This window comes from Sorangium sp. So ce836 (assembly GCF_028553905.1).
Lineage (GTDB): Bacteria > Myxococcota_A > Polyangia > Polyangiales > Polyangiaceae > Sorangium > Sorangium cellulosum_D.
In genome coordinates this window covers 8,747,634-8,770,102 of record NZ_CP102233.1, presented here as the reverse complement: position 1 = coordinate 8,770,102, position 22,469 = coordinate 8,747,634, and the positions used below count along the sequence as shown (strand labels likewise).

General features: G+C 70.8%; 17 protein-coding genes. 16 read left to right on the top strand and 1 reads right to left on the bottom strand.

The features are described 5' to 3' along the window. Nucleotides 1-2 precede the first annotated feature (2 nt). The 13 genes from NQZ70_RS31700 to NQZ70_RS31640 all read left to right on the top strand — a co-directional run bounded on the left by NQZ70_RS31700 (nt 3) and on the right by NQZ70_RS31640 (nt 18,649). Entirely contained in the window at nt 3-680 is a 678-nt protein-coding gene (locus NQZ70_RS31700) for a DotU family type IV/VI secretion system protein (RefSeq protein ID WP_020737975.1), read from the top strand. Nucleotides 681-722: 42 nt separating this feature from the next. Continuing rightward, complete coding sequence (gene tssM / locus NQZ70_RS31695) at nt 723-4,433, top strand: type VI secretion system membrane subunit TssM (RefSeq protein ID WP_129577560.1); 3,711 nt, start codon at nt 723-725, stop codon at nt 4,431-4,433. Between the two features lie 260 nt (nt 4,434-4,693). Continuing rightward, on the top strand, nt 4,694-5,713 hold the full coding sequence (tagF, locus tag NQZ70_RS31690; protein ID WP_237244220.1) for a type VI secretion system-associated protein TagF: 1,020 nt from the start codon (nt 4,694-4,696) through the stop codon (nt 5,711-5,713). A gap of 119 nt (nt 5,714-5,832) precedes the next feature. After that, nucleotides 5,833-7,521 (top strand): type VI secretion system protein TssA, encoded by a 1,689-nt coding sequence (tssA, locus tag NQZ70_RS31685; RefSeq protein WP_129577559.1) that lies wholly within the window; start codon nt 5,833-5,835, stop codon nt 7,519-7,521. Nucleotides 7,522-7,709: 188 nt separating this feature from the next. Next, the gene (gene tssB / locus NQZ70_RS31680) at nt 7,710-8,201 is read left to right on the top strand and encodes a type VI secretion system contractile sheath small subunit (RefSeq protein ID WP_129577558.1); all 492 of its coding nucleotides are present in this window, start codon (nt 7,710-7,712) and stop codon (nt 8,199-8,201) included. Nucleotides 8,202-8,204: 3 nt separating this feature from the next. Continuing rightward, nucleotides 8,205-9,689: a type VI secretion system contractile sheath large subunit gene (gene tssC, locus NQZ70_RS31675; protein ID WP_129577557.1), complete on the top strand. Its 1,485-nt coding sequence runs from the start codon at nt 8,205-8,207 to the stop codon at nt 9,687-9,689. A gap of 210 nt (nt 9,690-9,899) precedes the next feature. Then, entirely contained in the window at nt 9,900-10,490 is a 591-nt protein-coding gene (locus NQZ70_RS31670) for a TIGR00730 family Rossman fold protein (RefSeq protein WP_129577556.1), read from the top strand. Nucleotides 10,491-10,925: 435 nt separating this feature from the next. Continuing rightward, the gene (locus tag NQZ70_RS31665; RefSeq protein ID WP_129577555.1) at nt 10,926-12,080 is read left to right on the top strand and encodes a glycosyltransferase family 1 protein; all 1,155 of its coding nucleotides are present in this window, start codon (nt 10,926-10,928) and stop codon (nt 12,078-12,080) included. Further along, nucleotides 12,065-13,189 (top strand): UDP-galactopyranose mutase, encoded by a 1,125-nt coding sequence (glf, locus tag NQZ70_RS31660; protein WP_129577554.1) that lies wholly within the window; start codon nt 12,065-12,067, stop codon nt 13,187-13,189. Before NQZ70_RS31665 ends, glf begins: the two co-directional genes overlap by 16 nt. 8 nt (nt 13,190-13,197) lie before the next feature. Beyond that, nucleotides 13,198-15,129, top strand: coding sequence for a glycoside hydrolase family 2 protein (locus NQZ70_RS31655; protein ID WP_237244219.1), 1,932 nt, complete (start codon nt 13,198-13,200; stop codon nt 15,127-15,129). Then, nucleotides 15,126-16,247, top strand: coding sequence for a galactokinase (galK, locus tag NQZ70_RS31650; protein WP_129577552.1), 1,122 nt, complete (start codon nt 15,126-15,128; stop codon nt 16,245-16,247). The genes NQZ70_RS31655 and galK overlap by 4 nt, the downstream gene beginning before the upstream one ends. After that, a complete protein-coding gene (locus tag NQZ70_RS31645; protein WP_129577551.1) occupies nt 16,244-17,566 on the top strand; it encodes a family 1 glycosylhydrolase in 1,323 nt (440 codons plus the stop codon). The genes galK and NQZ70_RS31645 overlap by 4 nt, the downstream gene beginning before the upstream one ends. Before the next feature lie 60 nt (nt 17,567-17,626). Then, nucleotides 17,627-18,649 (top strand): hypothetical protein, encoded by a 1,023-nt coding sequence (locus NQZ70_RS31640; protein ID WP_129577550.1) that lies wholly within the window; start codon nt 17,627-17,629, stop codon nt 18,647-18,649. Nucleotides 18,650-18,689: 40 nt separating this feature from the next. Here the strand turns inward: NQZ70_RS31640 and NQZ70_RS31635 are convergent, their stop codons facing one another. Continuing rightward, complete coding sequence (locus NQZ70_RS31635; protein WP_129577549.1) at nt 18,690-19,250, bottom strand: XRE family transcriptional regulator; 561 nt, start codon at nt 19,248-19,250, stop codon at nt 18,690-18,692. 88 nt (nt 19,251-19,338) lie between these two features. Between NQZ70_RS31635 and NQZ70_RS31630 the strand changes: the two genes are divergently transcribed. The 3 genes from NQZ70_RS31630 to NQZ70_RS31620 all read left to right on the top strand — a co-directional run bounded on the left by NQZ70_RS31630 (nt 19,339) and on the right by NQZ70_RS31620 (nt 22,421). Beyond that, on the top strand, nt 19,339-20,142 hold the full coding sequence (locus NQZ70_RS31630) for an SDR family oxidoreductase (protein ID WP_207217537.1): 804 nt from the start codon (nt 19,339-19,341) through the stop codon (nt 20,140-20,142). After that, entirely contained in the window at nt 20,139-21,164 is a 1,026-nt protein-coding gene (locus NQZ70_RS31625) for an S-adenosylmethionine:tRNA ribosyltransferase-isomerase (protein WP_129577548.1), read from the top strand. The genes NQZ70_RS31630 and NQZ70_RS31625 overlap by 4 nt, the downstream gene beginning before the upstream one ends. Before the next feature lie 267 nt (nt 21,165-21,431). Further along, entirely contained in the window at nt 21,432-22,421 is a 990-nt protein-coding gene (locus NQZ70_RS31620) for a hypothetical protein (RefSeq protein WP_129577547.1), read from the top strand. The last annotated feature ends 48 nt before the right edge of the window (nt 22,422-22,469 follow it).

Sequence of the window (22,469 nt, the reverse complement as noted above, 5' to 3'; positions counted from 1 at the left end):
CCATGAGCCTCTCGCAGACGATGTACTTTGTTTGCTCCGACGTGCTGTCGCTGATCCTGCAGCTCAGGAACTCGCGCGACCTGCCGGCGCCGGACATCCTCCAGCGGCGCGTGCTCGGCCTGTTCGACACGATGATGCAGAACGGGCGGGAGGCCCGCATCCCCGAGCAGGACATGATCGACGCGAAGTTCGCGCTCGCGGCCTTCGCCGACGAGGTGATCTTCAACTCGAACTGGCCCGGCAGGACGCAGTGGCTCCAGAACCCGCTGCAGTTCCAGTTCTTCCAGCTGAACACGGCCGGCGACGGGTTCTTCACGAACCTCGACAACCTCTACGGCCAGCGCGGCAGAAACCACGTCGCGCAAATCTACTTCCTGTGCTTGGCCCTCGGCTTCCAGGGGAAATATCGTCTCCGGCAGCAGGAGGGGCTCGGTGCGGTCATCGAGGGGGTGGGCAACTACGTCGCCGTCGCCGAGGGCGGCGGGGACGTCCTCGCGCCGAACGCCGAGCGCAAGGACGGGGGCGCCGGCGCGGTGCGCCGCGAGCTGCCCTATCTGGCGATCGCGCTCGGCCTGCTCGTGCTGGCCGTCCTCGTGGTCATCGTGCTCCGGCTCGTCGTGGCCTCGGACGCGGAGGGCGTGGCCGACCAGATCAAGAAGCTGATCAGCACAGGGACCTAGGCGACTCCGCCCGTCCTCTGTTGTTCTCGAGGGAGACTTCCGATGTGGCTGTGGATCCTGAGCGCCCTGTTCCTCGCCGCCGTGTGGGGAGTATGGTTCATGCTGCGCCCCGCGGGAGGGGAGGGGGCCGAGGTGCTGCCGATCGAGATCCCGATCGCGGCGACGGCGGCCGTCCTCTTGCTGATCGCGGGGCTCGCGATCTACCGGCGGATCCGGGCGGCGCGCGCCGCGCGGGCGCTCGAGAAGGCGATCGCGCAGCAGGCGCAGGAGCAGGTGATCAACGCGAAGCCGGAGCGGCGCGCGGAGATCCAGGAGCTGAGCCGGCAGATGCAGGAGGGCATCGCCGCGCTGAAGGCCTCGAAGCTCGGCGGCGGCCGGCGGGGCGCCGACGCGCTCTATGTCCTGCCCTGGTACGTGATGGTCGGCCCGCCCGGCGCCGGCAAGACCACGGCGCTCCGCCACTCGGGCCTCGTGTTCCCGTACATCGACCCGGAGCGCACCGGCGTGCGCGGCGTCGGCGGCACCCGGAACTGCGAGTGGTGGTTCACGAACGAGGCGATCCTCCTCGACACCGCCGGCCGGTACACGACCGAGAGCGACGACCACGACGAGTGGATGGCGTTCCTCGAGCTCCTGCTCCAGTACCGCGAGCACAAGCCGCTCAACGGCGTCGTCGTCGCGGTGAGCATGAGCGAGCTGCTCGACGCGAGCGACGACCAGATCGACCAGACCGGCAAGAAGATCCGCGCGCGCATCGACGAGATGCAGCGGACGCTGCACATGACCCTGCCGGTCTACGTGCTCTTCACGAAGACCGACCTCGTGGCGGGCTTCACCGAGTACTTCGGCGACCTGAAGAAGAGCGAGCGCGCCCAGGCCTGGGGCGCCACCGTGCGGCTCGACGAGAACAAGTCCGAGCCCGGCAAGATCTTCGATCGCGAGTTCGACGTGCTCATCGAGCGGCTCCACGCGCGCCTGACGAAGCGGCTCATCGGCGAGCGGAACCGCGACGTGAAGGAGAAGGCCTACCAGTTCCCGCTCGAGTTCGCGGCGGTGAAGCGCAACCTCTCGGACTTCATCGCGGCGGCGTTCGCGCCCGGGGCCGGCGCGGCCCCCGCGCCGGTCCTGCGCGGGTTCTACTTCACGAGCGGCGTCCAGGAGGGGCGGCCGCTCGATCGCGTGGTCGGGGCGATGGGGCGGGCGTTCGGGCTGCGCGCGGCGCTCGGCGAAGGCGAGGAGGAGGCGGCGCTCCCGAAGGAGTCGAAGAGCTTCTTCCTGCACGACGTCTTCACGAACGTCGTCTTCCCCGATCAGGATCTCGCGGCGCGCAGCGAGGCCGAGCTCCGGCGGCGCCGGATGCAACGGATCCTGGTGGCGGCGGCGGCGGCGCTCGTCGCCCTCCTGTTCCTGCTCCCGGCGGTGATCTCGTACTTCAACAACAAGGCGCTCGTCGCCGAGACGAGGCGCATCTCGGACGAGATCGCGTTCGTGGACTGGTCCGGGCGGAGCGGCGCCCCGCCGAACGTGCCCGCGAACATCGACAAGCTCGACCGGCTGCAGGGGCACGTGGGGAAGCTCGATCAGTACGTCGAGAGCACGCCGCTCGATCACGGCTGGTTCATGTTCCAGGGGGACAAGCTCTTCCCCCCGACGCTGGGGCAGTACATCAAGAGCCTGAAGCAGGGGTTCGTCGGGCCGGCGAAGGCGCAGCTCGAGGCGAAGCTCGAGCGGGTGCGCGACGGGGAGTTCCTGGACGGCTACAACGCCCTGCGCAGCTACCTCCTGCTCGGCAAGGGCTTCCAGGAGCACATGGATGAGCAGGCGGCGCGGTGGCAGACCGGCCGGCTCGTCCAGGTCTGGGCCGACATCCTGAAGCCGTTCACCGACATGCCCGAGAGCGACCTCAAGGAGCGGCTCACGCCGCACGTCGCCTATTACATCGACCTCGTGAGGCGCAACAAGCTCGAGGCCGAGGAGCTGAACGCGCCGCTCATCGCGAGGGCGCGGGCCGACCTCCTGCGGGTCGACCCGACGAAGCGCTACTACGACCAGTTCGTGACGAGCCTGATCGACCAGAAGTACGACGAGTCGGGGCCGAACACGCCGGAGAACCTGAAGTACCCGCCGGTGTCCCTGGACGAGATGTTCGCGGACCGGCCCGAGGTGCTGACCGTCATCCACAGCGCGCAGAAGAACCGGGGCGGGCCCTGGTTCAAGGTGGAGGGGCCCTACACGGCCAAGGGGCACGCGCAGGTGCTCGAGTCGCTCAAGGAGGGGAGGAAGAAGCTCGAGCGCGAGCTCTGGGTGCTCCCGCTGTCGACCGACGAGAAGCGGAGCGGCGATCAGATCCAGAAGGAGCTCGACCGCGTCCGGCAGGACTACGACAACGCGTACATCGCGCAGTGGGAGGCGTTCTTCCGCGACATCCAGGTCGACATCCCGAAGACGAACCGGGACGCGATCCACGAGTTCCGGGTCCTCTCCACGCCCGACTGGCCTTACCGGCGGCTGCTCCAGCGGCTCCACGACGAGACGCAGTTCCCGGTGGACAAGCCGAACGTGCTCACCGCGGACGGCGGCCTGATCGACAGGGCCAAGGAGGTGATCGCGCAGCGGGTCGACCGTCGGACGGGCGTGCGGATCGACAACATCCTCCCGGGGCAGGGCGGGCGCGAGCACTACGACCCGGTGCCCGACAAGTTCGAGTCGATGGCGGGCTTCGGCGTGTCGGCGCCGGCGGCCGAAGGGCAGCCCCCGCCGCCCGCGCCCAAGCTGGGCCAGTACGTCAGCCACCTCGAGCGGCTCGCCGGGGAGATGAGCGTCGTCGAGGACGGGCCGCCGGACACGGACACCTCGAGGGCCACGGAGGCGTTCCAGGACGCGGTGAAAGAGAGCCAGACGCTCCTGCTCTCGATGGATCAGACCGGGCAGCGGCTGATGGAGCCGCTCCTCATGAACCCCCTCCGGCAGGCGTACAAGGCGGTCGTGCGGCGCGCCGGCGGCGCGGCGAGCGGCATCTGGGAGGTCGAGGTCTGGCCGCACTACCGCGACAAGATCAAGGACCGGTACCCGTTCAACCTCGCCTCCTCGCGCGACGCCTCGCTCGAGGACGCGATGGCCTTCTTCAAGCCGAAGGACGGCGTGCTCTGGGGCTTCTACGAGACGTACCTGAAGGGCTTCCACTACCAGGTCGGGCACGAGTACTTCCCGAAATCGCACCTGTCGGGGCAGCCGCAGGCGGCGAAGCCGTTCACGCCGTTCAACGCGAACCTGTACAACTGCCTGAGGCGCTCGGACGAGATCTCCGACGCGCTCTTCGGGGGCGGCGGCGAGGGACCCAAGGTCGTCTTCCACATCAACATGAAGACGGTCAGCCCCATCGTGAGCGAGGTGGTGTTCGAGGTCGACGGCCAGAAGAGGCTCTATCGCAACGAGAAGGAGTTCTGGCACACCTTCAACTGGCCAGGAGAGGGCGCGAAGGGCGCGAGGATCCAGGTGCGCGGCGCAGGCGGGCTCGACGAAGAGCTCGTGCGCGAAGGGCCCTGGGGGATCTTCCGGCTGTTCGAGGCCGGGACCACGACCGCCCAGAAAGACAACGACGCGCTCTTCACGGTGACCTGGCAGATGACCGCTCCGCCAGTGACCGTCACCATGGAGATCCGGCCGACCCGCGGGAACCATCCGTTCCCGGCGAGCTTCTTCCGGGCGACCAACTGCCCGCCCAGCATCGGTGATCGCTTCGGCAAGGGGTGAGCCGAGCAGCAACGGAGCCGGCGGGGGAGGGGGTGTCGTGCGGGGGGCCGGCGGGGGCCCCTCCCGCGAACTCGCGCCTTTTGGCGGCTATGGCCATGGGAACGGGGGAGCTGGGCTACGAGGTGGTCGCTGCGATGCGGGCCGGCGCTCGGATTCGCGGGGCCCTACCCCGCCGGCCCCCCGCACGACACCCCCTCCCCCGCCGGCTCTTTGTGACGCCTCCCCGCACGCTCCCGCCGCGACCACGAGCAGCCGGGAAGGTGGTAGCGCTCGGTGAGCAGTTCGTGGTTCACTCCCAGGCCGTCATGTTCTGGCGCCGCAAGAAGGGCCCTGCCGCTCCGCCGCAGATCGGCTGCTTCGGCAAGCTGCCCGCCACGGGCGACTTCATCCGGCTGAACGCAGGAGGCGAAGAGCTCGCCGCCTTCGACCGATGGCTGGGCGCGTCGATCGATTTCGCCCGGCGCGCCATGGGCCCCCACTTCGATGCGTATTACCAGCAGGCGCTGGGCCTCTTCGTCTTCCACGGCGACCCGAAGGGCGACGAGCCGCCCGCCCGCGGGCTCGTGGGCGCATGGGCTGCGAGCGGCGACAACGCCGGCCGGCTCTACCCGATCGTCGTGTTCGGCTCGTACGACTACGACCAGCTCCTCGCCGCAGGGCCGTCGCTCCCCATCACCCTGTTCCCGCTCCTCGCCGCCGCCCACGACGCCGCGGCGAACGGCCGGGCCATGCCCGTCGACGCGTTCCTCCACCGCGTCTCCCAGATCGCGCCGCCGTCGCTCGACGACCCCGACGCGTCGAACGCCGCCTACCGCGCCTGGCTCAAGACCCAGCCGATGAAGGCGCTCTGGGACGCAGGCTTCGGCACCGACGCGAGCCGCTTCTGGGTGCTGCAGAACATCCTCGACTCGGTGATGCCGTTCCGCGGCCAGGAGCTCCCCAAGACAGGGCTCGCGCTCCGGCTGCCGCTCGGCGCCGGCGACGCCTACGCCGCCGCCGTGTGGATGGACATGACCCTCCGCCTGTCGAAATGGGGACGCACGCTGATGAACGCGTTCTGGACACCCCAGCGCACCCTGCTCCTCCACCTCGGCTCCCCCCACGTGGGCTCGTTCCGCGAGATGATCGCCCCCACCACCCAGGCCGAGCACATCGCCGACCTCTGCGGACCCCCGCCGGTCGAAGAGCACGTTTCCCGACACGCGCTCGGGCCGGAGCTCGACGCCCTCGTCGCCCGGACCGACCTGTCGCTCGACAGCTTCCTGGAGGCCCTCGGCTGAGCCCGTGCCCGAGCCCACGACCCCCGATCCGCCGTATGCGCCGCCGCTCCGGCGCGCCGCCATCGCCCCCCTTCGATTCGCCGTCCACGCCAGGGACGTCTTGATATCCTTCGCGCCCCATGGCCGCTGAAGACGCCATCCAGCAATCCAAAGCGCGGATCGAGACGCTGTTCGCTCCCATCGACGGCGGCGTCGGCGCCGACGTCACCTACGACGAGGCGTTCGAGTCCCTCAAGAACGAGGTCGACAAGCTGCAGTCGCTCGCGGGCGGCAAGGTCGACTGGTCGCGCATCGCCACCGGCGCCGACGAGATCCTGAGCGAGAAGTCCAAGGACTTCCGCGTCGCGCTCTACTACGCGGCGGCGAAGGCGCAGCTCGACAGGCTCCCCGGCCTGCTCGACGGGCTCGTGCTCGTGCAGGAGCTGAACAACGCGTTCTGGGACACGATGTACCCCGCGCTCCGGCGGCCCAAGGCGCGCGGCAACCTGTGCGCCTGGTTCGGCGATCTCGCGGCCTCGACGCTCGCCGGCGTGACGCCCTCCGCCGCGGAGCGCGACGTGGTGAACGCCCTCGACCAGGTGAGCCGCGCCGTCGACGCCGACCTCAGCGACCGGCTCGGCGACGCATACGGCGGCCTCGGCCAGCTCCGGAGCGCGATCCGCAGCCTCGTCGCAAGCCTCCCCGCCGAGGCGCCGCCGCCGCCTCCTCCTCCTCCGCCTCCTCCGCCGAAGGCCGCGCCGCCGCCGAAGGCCGCCGAGGCGGCGCTGGTCCAGGCGCCCGCGGCGACCGCGGTGGTCGTCACCCCGCCGCCGCCCCCGCCGCAGGTCATCGCCACGGCCGACCCGGCGCTCAGCGTCGAGGCGATCGTCGACGAGGACTCCGCGCTCACCGCCCTTGGCCGCTGCGCGCCGCTGATCGCGCGCGCGGGCGACGCGCTCCGGGCCGCGGATCCGAAGCGCGCGGCCGCGTACCGCATCCTCCGCGTCGGGCTCTGGGTCGACCTGCTCGACGACCCCGGGGCCGCGTCCCAGAACGGCACCACGGCGATCCCGCCGCCGCCCGAGCACGTGCTGCGCACGCTCCCGGCGCTGACGAGCCAGGGGGCGTTCGCCGACCTCCTGCCGGTCGCCGACGAGTACGCCCAGAACTACCCCCTGTGGCTCGATCCGCACCGGTACGCGGCGAACGCGCTCGATCAGCTCGGCGACGACTACGCCGAGGCCCGGCGCGCCGTGCTCGTCGAGGTGGGCGCGCTCATGCTCCGCGCGCCGCTCCTCTCCAACCTCAAGTTCAGGGACGGCACGCCGTTCGCGGACGCCGACACGCAGGCCTGGCTCGCGAACGAGGTGGCGGCCGCCCTCGGCGGCTCGGGCGGAAACGGCGCCGGGGCCGCGGCGAAACCGCGGAGTTACCTCGACAAGCCGCTCTCCGAGGCCCGCGGGCTCGTCGCGAACGAGCAGCCCGTCGACGCGATGGTCCTCCTCGAGAAGGCCGCGGCCGCCGCTCCGTCGGCGCTGGACCGCTTCCGCGTGCGGCTCGCGATGGCGCAGATCAACATCGATCTGTCCCAGTTCCTCGTGGCGCGCGCGCAGCTCGAGGCGCTGGAGCAGATCGTCGAGCACCACCGACTCACCACCTGGCAGCCGGAGCTCTGCGCGGAGCTCTACGCCGCGCTCCATACATGCTACCGGGCGCTGAACGACGGCTACGACGCCACCCCTGAGGCCAAGGCGAAGGAGGCGCTCTGCTTCGAGCGCGTCTGCCAGCTCGACGCTGCGCTCGCCCTGAAACTTTCGCTGGGGGCATGAGGGGACCGGCGGGGGTGCGCGAGGACGGGGTGCGCGAGGACGGGGTGCGCGAGGACGGGGTGCGCGAGGACGAGGACAGGGCGGATGCGCGTCGCGCTGAGAAGCTTGCCCGGGGGGCGGGGGTTTTGGTCTATGCTCGTGCGGCCTGCGGGCGCTCCGCCCGCTGCTGACGGGGAAAGGAGCCTGCGATGAAAGAGGGATCGGTCGCGCCGAAGGAGCGCGTGAACATCACGTACAAGCCGGCCACGGGGAACGCGAAGGAGGACGTCGAGCTGCCGCTGAAGATGCTGATGCTCGGCGACTACACGCAGCGTCCGGATCCGCGGCCCCTCGAGGACCGCAAGCCGATCAACGTGGACAAGGACAACTTCCAGAAGGTCATGAGCGAGCAGAAGCTCGCGCTCACCTTCAACGTCAAGGACGTCCTCTCCGAGCAGGAGAACAGCGAGCTCACGGTCAACCTCAAGTTCCGCCGGCTGAGCGACATGGAGCCCGAGGCGATCGCGAACCAGGTGCCGGAGCTCAAGAAGCTGCTCGACCTGCGCGCCGCGCTGACGGCCCTCAAGGGGCCGCTCGGGAACGAGAAGGCGTTCCGCAACAAGATTCAGCAGATCCTGAGCGACCCGGCTCAGCGCAACAAGATCGTGAGCGAGCTCGGTCTCGACAAGGAAGGGGAGTGAGCGATGGCGACAGAGACACAGGCCGCGGGGCGCGCAGGCGTCCAGACCCTGGAGGGAGGGTCCCTGCTCGACGAGATCCTCGCCGAGACGAAGATGACGCCCGGCGACGAGGGGTACGAGATCGCCAAGCGAGGCGTGCAGGCCTTCATCTCGGAGCTCGTCGCCCCGCGGCGCGAGGGCGAGAAGGTCGACAAGGCCTTCGTCGACGCGCTGATCGCGGAGATCGACGTCAAGCTCTCGCGGCAGATCGACGAGATCCTCCACCACCCCAGCTTCCAGAAGCTCGAGTCCGCCTGGCGCGGCCTCAAGTTCGTCATCGACCGCTGCGATTTTCGCGAGAACATCAAGGTCGAGATGCTCAACTGCTCCAAGGAGGACCTCCTCGCCGATTTCGAGGACGCCCCCGAGGTGCCGAAGAGCGGCCTGTACAAGCTCGTCTACTCGGCGGAGTTCGGCCAGTTCGGCGGCAAGCCGGTCGGCGCGATCATCGCGAACTACGAGTTCGGGCCCGGCCCCCAGGACATCGCGCTGCTCCAGAAGTGCGCCGCCGTGGCGGCGATGTCGCACGCGCCGTTCATCGCGGCGGCCGGCCCGCAGTTCTTCGGCCTCAAGGACTTCATCGGGCTGCCCAACCTGAAGGACCTGAAGGCGCTCCTCGAGGGGCCGCAGTACACGAAGTGGAACGCGTTCCGCGAGACCGAGGACGCGCGCTACGTCGGGCTCGTGATGCCGCGCTTCCTGCTCCGCCTGCCCTTCGGCGCCAACACCGTCCCGGTGAAGGCGTTCAACTACGACGAGGACGTGGTCGGCAAGCACGACGCGTACTGCTGGGGCAACGCGACATACGCCTTCGCCACCCGGCTCGCCGACAGCTTCGCCAAGTACCGCTGGTGTCCGAACATCATCGGCCCGCAGGCGGGCGGCGCGGTGGAGAACCTGCCGCTCCACCAGTACGAGGCGATGGGCGAGATCCAGACGAAGATCCCGACCGAGATCATGCTGACCGAGCGGCGCGAGTTCGAGCTGTCCGAGGAGGGCTTCATCGGGCTCACGTTCCGCAAGGACTCGGACAACGCCTGCTTCTTCTCGGCCAACTCGGCGCAGAAGGCCAAGTTCTACGGGCAGAGCGAGGAGGGCAGGGCGGCCGAGATGAACTACCGGCTCGGGACGCAGCTGCCGTACATGTTCATCATGTGCCGCATCGCGCACTACCTGAAGGTGCTGCAGCGCGAGCAGATCGGGACGTGGAAGGAGCGCGCCGATCTCGAGAAGGAGCTGAACGACTGGATCGGCCAGTACGTCGCCGATCAGGACGTCGTCTCCGCGGCGACCCGCGGGCGCCGGCCGCTCCGCAAGGCGAGGATCATCGTGACCGAGGTGCCGGGGAACGCCGGCTGGTACAAGGTCGACATGCAGGTGCGCCCGCACTTCAAGTACATGGGCGCGTTCTTCACGCTGAGCCTCGTCGGCAAGCTCGACAAGGAGTGAGCGGCCGGCCCCGGCACCGCGCTGCCCGCGCGGTGCCGGGCCGACCGCGCTGCGCGCGCGGCGCCAGGCCGCGCAGCGCAGGCCACGCCGCGCAGCGGGCGAAAGGTCCGCAGCGGGCCGGGGGCGCACGCATCGCGGGCGACGGCGCGGCCCCGGCCGCCTCCCGGATCGCCGCTGGAACGAGCCCGCCCGCCGGCGTAGGCTCGGACGATGAGGAAACTCTCAAGGATCTGCGTATATTGCGGGTCGAGCCCCGGCGCGTCGCCGGCCTACCGCGCGGCGGCCGTTCAGGTCGGGGAGCTCCTGGCCGCGCGAGGGATCGGGCTCGTGTACGGGGGCGGCCACGTGGGGCTCATGGGCGCGATCGCCGACGCGGTGCTCGCGGCCGGCGGGGAGGCGATCGGCGTCATTCCCCGCTTCCTCAACCAGCGAGAGATCGAGCACCGGGGCCTGACGGAGCTCCACGTCGTCGAGACGATGCACGAGCGCAAGGCGAAGATGGCCGCGCTCTCCGACGCCTTCATCGCCCTGCCGGGGGGCATCGGGACGCTGGAGGAGCTGTTCGAGGTGTGGACCTGGACGCAGCTCGGCTCTCAGGAGAAGCCGGTCGGGCTGCTCGACGTCGCCGGGTATTACCGGCCGCTGATCGCCTTTCTGGATCACGTGGTGGCCGAGCAGTTCCTCAGGCCGGGCCACCGCGCGATGCTCCAGGTCGAAGGTGACGCCGAGGCGCTCCTGGGGCTGCTCGCCGCCTGGCGCCCGAGCGTCGAGCACAAGTGGATGGCGCCCGACGAACGGTAGGCGCGTCGCTCGACTCGACATCAGGAGCAAGGTTCATTCCGTCGACTCGAGCGCTTTTCTCATCCGCTGGACGGAGCCCCACGTCGTCGCGGGCGTGAATCGTCGGCGCCCGGAGGCGCATCGAAGGGCGCGGCGCAGATTGCATCTTTTGTGAAGGGCCCGCAGGAAACGCCCGAACGCGGCGCATTTTGCCTCATCTGTGGCAAGTTCGCCCGGTCTCGCGTCCAGCGACAATGGCGACGGCGAGCGTACTTCGATGTTCAGCGCTCTGCCCAGCCCATGTAGCGGATTGCCGCGCGTTTTCACGGCGCCCGTCCGGCCTGGCCGCGATGTCCCCGTCAAGGGCTTCATCCCGTCGTCGGCCCGTAAATTGCTAAACTAAAAGCGCTAAAAACGGCGCGGTACATTCCCAATTTCACAGAAATCGGAGACAAGATGAAGCAGGCCGGGCCCGATCTCATCTGTTTATCGCACCTGCGCTGGAACTTCGTCTTCCAGCGGCCGAACCACTTGATGAGCCGCTTCGCGCAGGAGAGGCGGGTTTATTTCGTCGAAGAGCCCGTGTTCGAGGACGGGCCCCCGATGCTCGAGGCGAGACACATCGAGGCCAATCTCACCATCGTCGTCCCCCACCTCCGCCACGGCACCGAGCAGGAGGAGGCCCTCACGCAGCAGCGCCGCCTGCTCAACGCCTTCGTGCGGGAGCAGGACATCCGGCAGCCGATCCTGTGGTTCTACACGCCGATGTCGCTGCCGATCGCCGCCGACGTGGAGCCGTCGCTCGTCGTCTACGACTGCATGGATGAGCTCTCCGCCTTCCGCGGCGCCCCGCCGCTCCTCCGGGAGCGGGAGCGCGAGCTCTTCGCGCGCGCCGATCTCGTGTTCACCGGCGGCCAGAGCCTCTACGAGGCGAAGCGCGCCCACCACCCGTCGGTGCACGCCTTCCCGAGCAGCGTCGACGCGGCCCACTTCGCGAAGGCGCGCGCGCAGGCCGAGGACCCGGACGACCAGCGCGACATCCCGAGGCCGCGACTCGGGTTCTTCGGCGTCATCGACGAGCGGCTCGACGTCGAGCTCGTCGCCCGCGTGGCCAAGGAGCGCCCCGACTTCCAGCTCGTGATGCTCGGGCCGGTCGTGAAGATCGACCCGGCCACGCTGCCCCGGCGGCCGAACATCCACTGGCTCGGCCAGAAGTCCTATCAGGATCTTCCGGCCTACCTCGGCGGCTGGGACGTCGCGCTCATGCCGTTCGCGCTCAACGAGGCGACCCGGTTCATCAGCCTGACGAAGACGCTCGAGTACCTCGCCGCGGGCAAGCCGGTCGTCTCCACCGCCATCCGTGACGTGATCACGCCCTACGGCGAGAAGAGGGCGGTGCACATCGCCGACGCCTCCACGTTCGTCGCCGCGGTGGAGGCGGCGCTGGCAGGTCCGCGAGAGGAGCACATCGCGATCGCGGACGAGATGGTGAGCGCGACGTCATGGGACAAGACGTGGCGCGCGATGTCGAAGCTCATCGCTGACGCGCTCCAATCCAAGCGTCCGGCGGCCGTCCGGGCGGAGGGGAACGTACCGTGTTCGACACTCTGATCGTAGGTGCTGGGTTCGCTGGCAGCGTGCTCGCGGAGCGCCTTGCCTCGCAGATGAACAAGTCGGTCCTCCTGTGCGACAAGCGGCCGCACATCGGCGGCAACGCGTACGATTCCTACGATGACGCCGGGGTCCTCATCCACAAGTACGGCCCCCACATCTTCCACACCGCGTCGCCGCGCATCTTCCGCTACCTGTCGCAGTTCACGGAGTGGCGCCCGTACGAGCACCGCGTGCTCGCGCACGTCGACGACAAGCTCGTCCCGTTCCCGATCAACGTGGATACGGTCAACGCCCTCTACGGGACCAGCTACTCGCCCGCCGAGGTCGAGGCGTTCTTCGCCCGCGTCGCCGAGCCGATCAAGCACTGCCGCACCTCCGAGGACGCGGTCGTCAGCAAGGTGGGCCGGGAGCTCTACGAGAAGTTCTTCCGCAACTACACGCGCAAGCAGTGGGGGCTCGACCCGTCGGAGCTCGACGCCTCGGTCGCCTCGCGCGTGCCGGCGCGCACGAGCTACGACTCCCGGTACTTCACGGACGAGTTCCAGGCGATGCCGCTGCGCGGCTACACGCGGATGTTTGAGAACATGCTGGATCACAAGAAGATCCGGATTCTCCTGAACACGGATTACCGCGATGTCATGAACGAGGTGAGCTTCAGGGAGACGATCTACACCGGGCCGGTAGACGCGTTCTTCGACTTCCGCTACGGGAAGCTTCCCTACCGCTCCCTGGAGTTCAAGTTCGAGACGCATGACACGGAGACCTTCCAGCCGGGCGCGGTCGTCAATTACCCGAACGAGCACGCGTATACCCGCATCACGGAGTTTAAGTACCTCACGGGGCAGCAGCACCCGAGGACGAGCGTCGTGTACGAGTTCCCGAGGGCCGAGGGCGACCCCTATTACCCGGTGCCGCGGCCCGAGAACGCGGAGCTCTACCGGAAGTACAAGGCCCTCGCCGACGCGACGCCGAACGTGCGCTTCGTCGGGCGGCTCGCGACGTACCGGTACTACAACATGGACCAGGTCGTGGGTCAGGCGCTCGCCACCTTCGACCACATCCGCGAAGCCAAGCTCGACGGAGCAGCGGTGACCGTCGCTGCCTGAACGGACCCATGCCTCGACAGCACCTTGCACAGATCGGTATCCCAGGTTCGGTGCCGCCGCCGGCCGACAGCGACGGCGTCCGCGGCTATCCGCGCCCGCTGCTCCGGCGAGAAGGCTGGACCTCGCTGAACGGGGCGTGGGAGTTCGCCCTCGACCCCCGGGCGGAGTGGAGCTCTCCGGCCGACGCGCGCTTCGACAGGACGATCGAGGTGCCGTTCGCCCCGGAGACGCCGCGCAGCGGGGTCGGCGAGACCGGCTTCTTCAAGGCCTGCTGGTACAGGCGGCAGGTCAAGGTGCCGGAGCTCGACCCCTCCGAGCGGCTCATCCTGCATTTCGGCGCCGTGGACTACCTGGCCAGGGTGTGGATCGAGGGCAGCTTCGCCGGCGAGCACGAGGGCGGCTACACGCCGTTCGAGCTCGACATCACCGAGCACGTGAAGGGGCGCGAGAGCGTCACGATCGTGGTGCAGGCCCACGACGATCCGAACGACCTCGCGAAGCCTCGCGGCAAGCAGGACTGGAAGCTCGAGCCTCACTCGATCTGGTACCCGCGGACGACGGGGATCTGGCAGGCGGTGTGGCTCGAGCGCGTGCCGCGCATGCGCGTCGAGTACCTCCGGTGGACCCCGAACCTCGAGCGCTGGGAGATCGCGGTCGAGGTCCGCGTGGCCAACGCGCCGGTGGAGGGCGCGCGCGTCGGCGTGCGGCTGCGCGTCGGCGACATGACGATCGCGAACGACCAGTACACGGTCGTGGCCGGGGAGGTCCACCGGCGCATCACGCTCTCCGACCCCGGCATCGACGACTTCCGCAACGAGCTCCTGTGGTCCCCCGAGCGCCCGACGCTGATCGACGCCGACATCGTCCTCTACGACCAGTCCGGGATGACGATCGACCGCGTGAAGAGTTACACGGCGCTGCGCTCGGTGGCCGTCCGCGGGGACCGCTTCCTCCTGAACGGGCGGGCGTACGTCCTCAGGATGGTGCTCGATCAGGGCTACTGGGAGGGGACCGGGATCACCGCGCCCGACGACGAGGCGCTGCGCCGCGACGTCGAGCTCACGAAGCAGATGGGCTTCAACGGCGCCCGGAAGCACCAGAAGATCGAGGATCCGCGGTACCTCTACTGGGCGGACAAGCTCGGGCTGCTCGTCTGGGAGGAGATGCCGAGCGCCTACCGGCACACGCGCAAGTCGATCGAGCGGCTCGCGCGGCAGTGGCTGGAGGCGATCCGGCGGGACATCAGCCACCCGTGCATCGTGGCGTGGGTGCCGTTCAACGAGTCGTGGGGCGTCCCGAACCTGCCGGACAACCCGAACGAGCGGCACTACGTGCAGGCGCTCTATCACCTCACGAGGTCGATGGACTACACGAGGCCGGTCATCGGCAACGACGGGTGGGAGAGCGTGGCGACCGACATCATCGGGATCCACGACTACGATCCGTCGCCCGAGCGCATCGCGCGCCGCTACTTCGCGCACGACGTCGTGCCCAAGCTGCTGAAGCGGGAGAGGCCCGGGGGCCGCGCCCTCGTGCTCGACCCGTCGGTCAGCCACGAGACCGCGATCGTGCTGTCCGAGTTCGGCGGGATCGCGGTCGCGCCCGGCAACGGCGACGGCGGCACGTGGGGGTACTCCGCGTGCAGGACGCCGGAGGAGTTCGCCGAGCGTTATACGAAGCTGATGAAGGTGATAAACTCCCTCGAGCTGCTCGCCGGCTTCTGTTACACGCAGTTCGCCGACACGTACCAGGAGGCGAACGGCCTCCTCCGCGCCGACCGCACGCCGAAGTTCCCGCTGCACGAGATGGCGGCGGCGACGCAGGGGTTCCCGTTCATCGGCCCGAACGAGACGCCCTCGACGCTGAGCGACGGGGGGCTCGCGGACATGCCGGCCCTGGTGGACATGCCCGGGCTCGTGGACATGGGTGCGCCGCGATGACCGCGCGCGGGCAGGGCTTCGAGGCCGTCTTCGGCCGCCCGGCGAAGCTCCTGGCCGAGGCGCCGGGGCGCGTGAACCTGATCGGCGAGCACACCGACTACAACGGCGGGTACGTGCTGCCGACGGCGATCCCGCAGAAGACGCGCGTCGAGATCGCGCCTCGGGACGACGGGCTCATCCAGGTCGTGACGGAGAACGTCGACGGCGGCGCCCAGCTCTCGTTCCGCGCCGGCGAGGAGGCGCGCCGCGGCCTGTGGCTCGACTACGTGCAGGGCATCACCGCGGTCCTGCGCGGCCGGGGCGTGTCGATCCCCGGCTTCGACGCGAGGATAGAGTCGTCGGTGCCGCTCGGCAGCGGCCTGTCGTCGAGCGCCTCGCTGCTCGTGGCGCTCGCCCGCGCCCTGCGGGCGATGCTCGGCCTGTCCATCGACGACGTGGAGATCGCCCGGATCGCGCACGCGGCGGAGCACGACTTCGTGGGCGCGCCCGTCGGGACGATGGATCAGATGGCCGCGAGCCTCGCCGACGAGCGCACGGCGCTGTTCCTCGACACGAGGACGCTCGCGTTCGAGCGCATCCCGCTGCCCGCCGAGGCCGAGCTGCTGGTCGTGAACTCGGGGGTGGCGCACCAGCACGCGAGCGGCGACTACAAGACGCGTCGCGCGGAGTGCGAGCGCGCCGCCGCGCTGCTCGGGGTGCCGCAGCTCCGTGACGTCGACGCGGCCGCCGAGCAGCGCATCGCGTCGCTGCCGGCGCCGCTCGACCGGCGCGCGCGCCACGTCGTGACCGAGAACGCCCGGGTGCTCGCCGCCGTGGCCGCGCTCCGCGCCGGGGATCTCGGCCGCCTGGGCGAGCTCTTCGACGCGTCGCACCGGTCGATGCGCGACGACTTCGAGGTGTCGGTGCCGGCGGTCGACGCGCTGGTGGAGAGCGCGCGGGCGCAGCCGGACGTCTTCGGCGCCCGGCTGACCGGCGGCGGCTTCGGCGGCTCGATCGTGGCCCTGGTGAAGCGCGGCTGCGCGGCACAGGTGGGCCGGGCCGTCGTCGAGGCCTACGCGCGAGCGCCGGCCGCGCAGGGCCGACGCGCGACGGTGCTCGTGGGAGGGGCGGCCCCGTGAGCGGGCGCTCCGGGATCGCGCTCTGGGCCGGCGTCGAGTGCACGGTCAACCGCGTCGGCGACCGGTACTTCGACCAGCTGGAGCGCACGGGCCACCACGGCCGCATCGCCGACCTGGACCTGCTCGCGGAGCTCGGCGTCAAGGCCGTCCGGTACCCGGTCCTGTGGGAGCGCACGGCGCCGGACGGCCCGCGGAGCGCCGATTTTTCGTGGGCAGACGAGCGCCTCCACCGGCTGCGGGAGCTCGGCATCGACGTGATCGTCGGGCTGGTCCACCACGGCAGCGGGCCGCCGTGGACCAGCCTGATGGAGGACAGCTTCGCGACCGGCCTCGCGGAGTTCGCCGGCGCCGTGGCGGAGCGCTACCCGTGGGTGCGCGACTTCACGCCGGTGAACGAGCCGCTCACGACCGCGCGCTTCAGCGCGCTCTACGGGCACTGGTACCCGCACCGCCGGGACTCGGCCTCCCTCATGCGCGCGCTGCTCGTGCAGACGCGCGCCACCGCGGCCGCGATGCGCGCGATCCGGCGGGTGCGCCCGGACGCGCGGCTCGTGCAGACGGAGGACTTCGGCGCGATCGCCAGCGCGCCCCGGCTCGCCTACCAGGCGGCGTTCGAGAACCACCGGCGCTGGCTGAGCCTCGATCTGCTGTACGGGCGCGTGGACGTCGCGCACCCGCTCCACCAGCACCTCCTCGACTGCGGCGTGCCCGACGAGGAGCTCGCGCGGCTCGCGGCGGAGCCGTGCCCGCCGGACGTGATCGGCGTGAACTACTACCTGACGAGCGATCGGTTCCTCGATCACCGCCTCGATCGCTACCCCGCGTGGACGCACGGCGGCAACGGGCGCGACGCGTACGCCGACGTGGAAGCGGTGCGCGTCCGGGAGGCGGGGATCGTCGGCCACCGCGAGGTGCTGCGCGACGTGTGGCGGCGGTACGCGACGCCGATCGCGATCACCGAGGTCCACCTCGGGTGCACGCCGGAGGAGCAGATCCGCTGGCTGGTCGAGGCCTGGGAGGGCGCGCGCGCGGCCTGGGCGGAGGGCGCCGACGTGCGGGCGGTGACGCTGTGGTCCGCCTTCGGGGCCTACGACTGGGACAGCCTGGTCACCCAGCCGCGCGGCCATTATGAACCGGGGGTCTTCGACGTGCGCGGGCCCGCGCCGCGGCCCACGGCGCTCGCGATGGTCGCGAAGGAGCTCGCGTCCACCGGCCGCACGGAGCACCCGCTCGCCGGGGCGCCGGGCTGGTGGCGGCGCGACGAGCGGCTGCTCTACGGGGCGCCGCGATCGACGGAAGCGGCGCTGGCGGGCGGGTAGGCCGGCGTTCCAGCCGTGCTCTCCGCTCCGGGGGGAGCGGCGGGGCGATACCCTGGCGTCATGAGCCATGGTTCGTGGACTGCTGGGATCATCGCGGCGCTGGCCTTTCCCCTGGCGATGGAGGCGAGCGCGGACGCGTGCGGCATGCCGTATCCCGGCCTGACGGAGGTCTTCCCGGAGACCGGCGCGTCCACCCCGGGGAACGCCGCGCTCTTCTTCGCCGGCCACGCCCTCTCGCTGGACGCCGTGTCGGTGACCGTCGACGGCGAGCCGGCGAGCCTCGTGGCCGCGCCGGACGTGCCCGCGGCGGGCTACGACCTCGTCGCGCGGATCGAGCCGCCGCCCGGCGAGGGGCAGGCGGTCGTGATCGAGGGCAGCTTCTGCCCGGACGAGGGGTGCGAGGCGACGCGGATCGAGCTCACGGCCGGCGCCGCGGACACGGAGGCTCCGCCGACGCCGAGCGGGCTCTCGTTCGACCTCTACGACTATGCCGACTCCAGGCCGAGCAGCGGGAGCTGCGCATCGCACAGCGATCTCGCGTGGTGGGTCACGGCCGAGGGCGAGGCCGCGGGGCCCGGGGAGTCCCCCGTGATCTACACGGTCGAGGCGTTCCGGGACGTCAGGTTCACGGAGCCGGTGTTCTCGACGAGCCAGCTCACGACCGCCGCGTCGGTGACCATGGCCATCCATCGGACCGTGGACGTGCTCGCCGGCATCGACGCCCCGACGGCGCTCTGCTTCCGGGCCACGGCGATGGATGCGGCCGGGAACGTCGCCGGCGAGGCCGTGCACGCTTGCAGGCCTTGCTTCTACAGGAAGGACCCGGAGACGGCGCAGGCGAGCTCCTCGCGGCCGTCCGAGCCCGCGTGGACGGAGAAGGACGTCTATCCCGGCGGAACGTGCGATTCAGGGACGGAGCCGGGCAGCGGCGGCGGCGATGGCGGCGGGGACGAGGACGCCGCGGTGCGCGGCTGCAGCTGCCGCGCCGCCGGCGAGCGCGGCACCGGCGGCGAGGGGGCGCTCGGGGGCGCGGCGCTCGCGCTGCTCGCGTGCGCGACGCTGGCCCGGCGAAGGAAGCGCTGACGGCGAGCGCCCGTGCGCGCTCAGGGCGAGCGCCCGCGGCTCAGAGCACCCGCGCGAGCACCACGACCGAGTAGCCGACCGCCGGCTGCTTGCCGGGGTTGTTGTACGAGTGGCGCTGATCGCCGCGGAACACCGCGACGTCGCCGGCGCCGAGCGTGAACCGCTCGCCGCTGACCACGAGCTGGAGCTCCCCCGACTCGCACGTCAGGTACTCGCGGGTGCCCGGGGTGTGCGGGACGCCGGTCATGCGCCCGCCCGGCGGGAGCGCGATGCGATCCATCTCCATGCCCGGGATCGGATCCGGCAGGAGCTTGCGGACGAGCGCCTGGCCGGGGGAGCGCGTGGGCAGCGTGTCGCGCGCGTAGAGCTGGCACGTGGCGCGGGGCGCGGAGAGCATCTCCTCGATCGAGACCTGGAGCGCGGCGGCGGCGCGGTGGAGCACGCCGAGCGTCGGGTTCGCCGCGCCGGACTCGAGGTGCGCCCAGGTCGCCCGGGGCACGCCGGCGAGCTTGGCCAGCTGCTGCTGCGTGAGCCCGCGCGCCTCGCGCAGCTGCTTGATGTTCTTCGAGAGCCGCCCCGCGAGCTCCGCGTCGTGATCCATGACCGGAGATTAGCACGATTCCAAGATACTGGAGGTATCTCCAAGCTATGAGCCAGCGCGGATTAGGCTCTCGTCGAGGAGGAAGCACATGAACGACGAATCGACCGGAAGCGAGTCGTTGATCCAGGCCGGAGGCATCTCTCAGGCGCGCGCGGCGCGGGGCGCGCCGTTCGCGCCGCGCGCGGCGCTGGTCACCGGGGCGAGCCGCGGGCTCGGCGCCGCGCTCGCGCGGGAGCTCGCCAGGCGGGGGGCGAAGGTGGTCCTTGTCGCGCGCGAGCGCGCGCCGCTCGAGGCCGTGGCGGCCGAGATCGCCGCGCAGGGCGGGGTGGCGCACGCGCTCGCGGCGGACATCGGCGACAAGGGCCAGACTTACGCGATCGCCGGGGCGGCGGCGGCGCTGGTCGGTCCCGTCGATCTGCTCATCCACAACGCGAGCACGCTCGGCAGGACGCCGCTGCCGATCCTGCTCGACACCGAGTGCGAAGATCTCGGCCGCGTGCTCGAGGTCAACGTGGTCGGCCCGTTCCGCCTCACCAGGGTGATCGCGGGCGCGATGGCGCTGCGGCGGCGCGGGGTCGTCGTCCACATCAGCTCGGACGCGGCCGTGAACGCCTATCCGCGGTGGGGCGCGTACGGCGCCTCGAAGGCGGCGCTCGATCACCTCAGCCGCACCTGGGCCGCCGAGCTCGAGGGCACGGGCGTCGCGTTCTACGCGGTGGATCCCGGCGAGATGAACACGCGGATGCACGCCGAGGCCATCCCCGACGCCGATCCGAGCGCGCTGGCCGATCCCGCGGACGTGGCGAGGCGCATCGTCGCCCTCGTCGGCCGCGCCGGCGAGGTGCCGAGCGGCGCGCGCGTCGAGGCGGCGCGCGTCGAGGAGGCGCCATGAGCCCCGCCGCCTGGCCCCGCGAGAACCCCCTCGAGGAGCGGCTCCTCCACGTGGATCCGCGCCTCGGGCGCCTGCGCGACGGGCGCATCGCGGATCTGCCCGCGCTCCTCGATCCGGGCGATCTCGTGGTCGTGAACGACGGCGCCACGCTGCCGGCGTCGCTCCACGGCGCGACCGGGGGCGGCGCGGCGGTGGAGGTGCGCCTCATCGGCGAGCTGTCCGAGGGGCGCTACGCGGCCCTCCTGTTCGGCGCGGGCTCCTTTCGCACGCGCACCGAGGATCGCCCGCCGCCGCCCGCGCTCGGCCCGGGCGACGCGGTGACGTTCGGCGACGACCTGTCGGCCGCGGTCGAGCGCGTGTCGCCGGCCTCGCCGCGCCTCGTCGAGATCGCCTTCCGCGAGCGGGGCGCGCCGCTCTGGTCGGCGCTCTACCGGAGGGGGCGGCCGATCCAGTATGCCTATGTCGCGGCGCCGCTCGAGATCTGGCACACGCAGACGCGCTACGCGAGCCGGCCGCGCTGCGCCGAGCTTCCGTCGGCCGGACGGCCGCTCGCGTGGGGGCTCTTGCTCGAGCTGATCCGCCGCGGCGTGCGCGTCGCCTCGCTGACGCACGCGGCCGGGATCTCGTCGACCGGCGAGCCGGCGCTCGACGCCCTGCTCCCGCTGCCGGAGCGCTTCGAGATCCCGGAGGAGACGGTGGCGGCGGTGCGCGAGGCCAAGGCGAGCGGGCGCCGGGTCGTCGCGGTGGGCACGACGGTGACGCGCGCCCTGGAGGGCTGCGCCGCCGAGAACGGCGGTGAGCTTCGGGCCGGCGTGGGCGTCACCGATCTGGTCCTCCACCCCGGCTTCCGGCCGCGGGTCGTGGACGGGCTCCTGACCGGCGTGCACGACCCGACCGAGAGCCATTTCCGCCTGCTCGAGGCGTTCGCGCCGGCCCCGCTGCTCCACCGCGCCAACGCGTACGCCGAGCAGGCGGGGTATCTTTGCCACGAGTTCGGCGACTCGTACCTGGTCCTCGGCTGATCTCCGGGTGACGGAAGATCATCAGAACATCGTACGAGGAAACCATAGCGAAACGCCCGCCCGCGCGTCGTCGGCCACGATGGATGGCAGCGGCGGCCCATCTCCGGAGATGCGAGCACAGCTGATTGCGCCGGTGGGCCGTCGTGCCGTGGCGTGGGGCGTGGTCGCCGCCCGTTCCGCCATGGCGCCGCCACCCCTGAGCTGGCTCGCTTCTCGGATTTTCCCGTCGTTTCGTGTCGGCATGTCGCGTGCTCGAGGCCGACCGTCATGCCGACGCTCGAGCACAACGCCCTCGTCGAGATGTTCCGTGACCAGCCGGCGCTCGCGCCTCGCTTGCTCGCGACGCTCTTCCACGTCGAGGTGCCGGCGCACGCCTCCGCCGCGGTGGTCGAGTCGTCGCTCGACCAGCTCATGCCCGTGGAGTTCCGCGCTGACCTGGTGCTCGAGCTTCGAGACGCGAGCGGCGTGCTCGTGCTGGCGATCGTCATCGAGGTCCAGCGCGACATGGATCCGAACAAGAAGTTCTCGTGGCCGACGTATGTCACGGTCGTGCGCGCCAAGAAGCGCTGCCGCACGGTCGTGCTCGTGGTCGCGCCGGACGCCGGCGTCGCTGCCTGGGCGGCGGAGAGCATCGATCTCGGCCTGGGGCTCGGCCACGTCGAGCCGCTGGTGCTCGGCCCGGCCGTCGTCCCCGAGATCACCGATCCAGCCGACGCGGAGGCGGAGACGGAGCTCGCCGTGCTCTCGGCGGTGGCGCACGGCAACGGGCCGAACGGGCTCGCCGTGGTCCAGGCGGCGCTCGTTGCCCTTGGCTGGCTCGACCAGGAGCACGCGATGGTCTACTTTCAGCTCATCTGGAACGCGTTGCGTGAGCCGATGCGGCAGGCTCTGGAGGCGTTGGTCATGGAACGGCAGATCGAAGGCGAGGCGACGTTTCCCCCGTTCGTGCAGAGGCTCATCGATCGCGGCAAGCTCGAGGGCATCCGTGAGGGCAAGCTCGAGGGCATCCGTGAGGGCAAGCTCGAGGGCATCCGTGAGGGCAAGCTCGAGGGCATCCGTGAGGGCGAGCTCAAGGGCATCCGTGAGGGCGAGCTCAAGGGCAAGAGGGATACCCTGTTGCGGCTGCTCGCGCGTGCAGGGGTGGTGCTCAGCGAGGACGAGAGCGCGCGCATCCAGGGATGCACGGACATCGCGACCCTCGACCGCTGGATCGATAACGTCCTTGGGGCGAAGACCGCCGCCGAAGTGCTCTCCTGACCGTCGACGGATGCGGCCCGACAGGACGATGAATCAGACGGACTTCGC

Excerpts from the sequence above, each read along its gene's own strand:
- NQZ70_RS31700 (WP_020737975.1), top strand. The coding sequence starts at position 3 with ATGAGCCTCTCGCAGACGATGTACTTTGTTTGCTCCGACGTGCTGTCG.
- tssM (WP_129577560.1), top strand. The coding sequence starts at position 723 with ATGTGGCTGTGGATCCTGAGCGCCCTGTTCCTCGCCGCCGTGTGGGGA.
- tssA (WP_129577559.1), top strand. The coding sequence starts at position 5,833 with ATGGCCGCTGAAGACGCCATCCAGCAATCCAAAGCGCGGATCGAGACG.
- tssB (WP_129577558.1), top strand. The coding sequence starts at position 7,710 with ATGAAAGAGGGATCGGTCGCGCCGAAGGAGCGCGTGAACATCACGTAC.
- tssC (WP_129577557.1), top strand. The coding sequence starts at position 8,205 with ATGGCGACAGAGACACAGGCCGCGGGGCGCGCAGGCGTCCAGACCCTG.
- NQZ70_RS31670 (WP_129577556.1), top strand. The coding sequence starts at position 9,900 with ATGAGGAAACTCTCAAGGATCTGCGTATATTGCGGGTCGAGCCCCGGC.
- NQZ70_RS31665 (WP_129577555.1), top strand. The coding sequence starts at position 10,926 with ATGAAGCAGGCCGGGCCCGATCTCATCTGTTTATCGCACCTGCGCTGG.
- NQZ70_RS31655 (WP_237244219.1), top strand. The coding sequence starts at position 13,198 with ATGCCTCGACAGCACCTTGCACAGATCGGTATCCCAGGTTCGGTGCCG.
- galK (WP_129577552.1), top strand. The coding sequence starts at position 15,126 with ATGACCGCGCGCGGGCAGGGCTTCGAGGCCGTCTTCGGCCGCCCGGCG.
- NQZ70_RS31640 (WP_129577550.1), top strand. The coding sequence starts at position 17,627 with ATGAGCCATGGTTCGTGGACTGCTGGGATCATCGCGGCGCTGGCCTTT.
- NQZ70_RS31635 (WP_129577549.1), bottom strand. The coding sequence starts at position 19,250 with ATGGATCACGACGCGGAGCTCGCGGGGCGGCTCTCGAAGAACATCAAG.
- NQZ70_RS31630 (WP_207217537.1), top strand. The coding sequence starts at position 19,339 with ATGAACGACGAATCGACCGGAAGCGAGTCGTTGATCCAGGCCGGAGGC.
- NQZ70_RS31625 (WP_129577548.1), top strand. The coding sequence starts at position 20,139 with ATGAGCCCCGCCGCCTGGCCCCGCGAGAACCCCCTCGAGGAGCGGCTC.
- NQZ70_RS31620 (WP_129577547.1), top strand. The coding sequence starts at position 21,432 with ATGCCGACGCTCGAGCACAACGCCCTCGTCGAGATGTTCCGTGACCAG.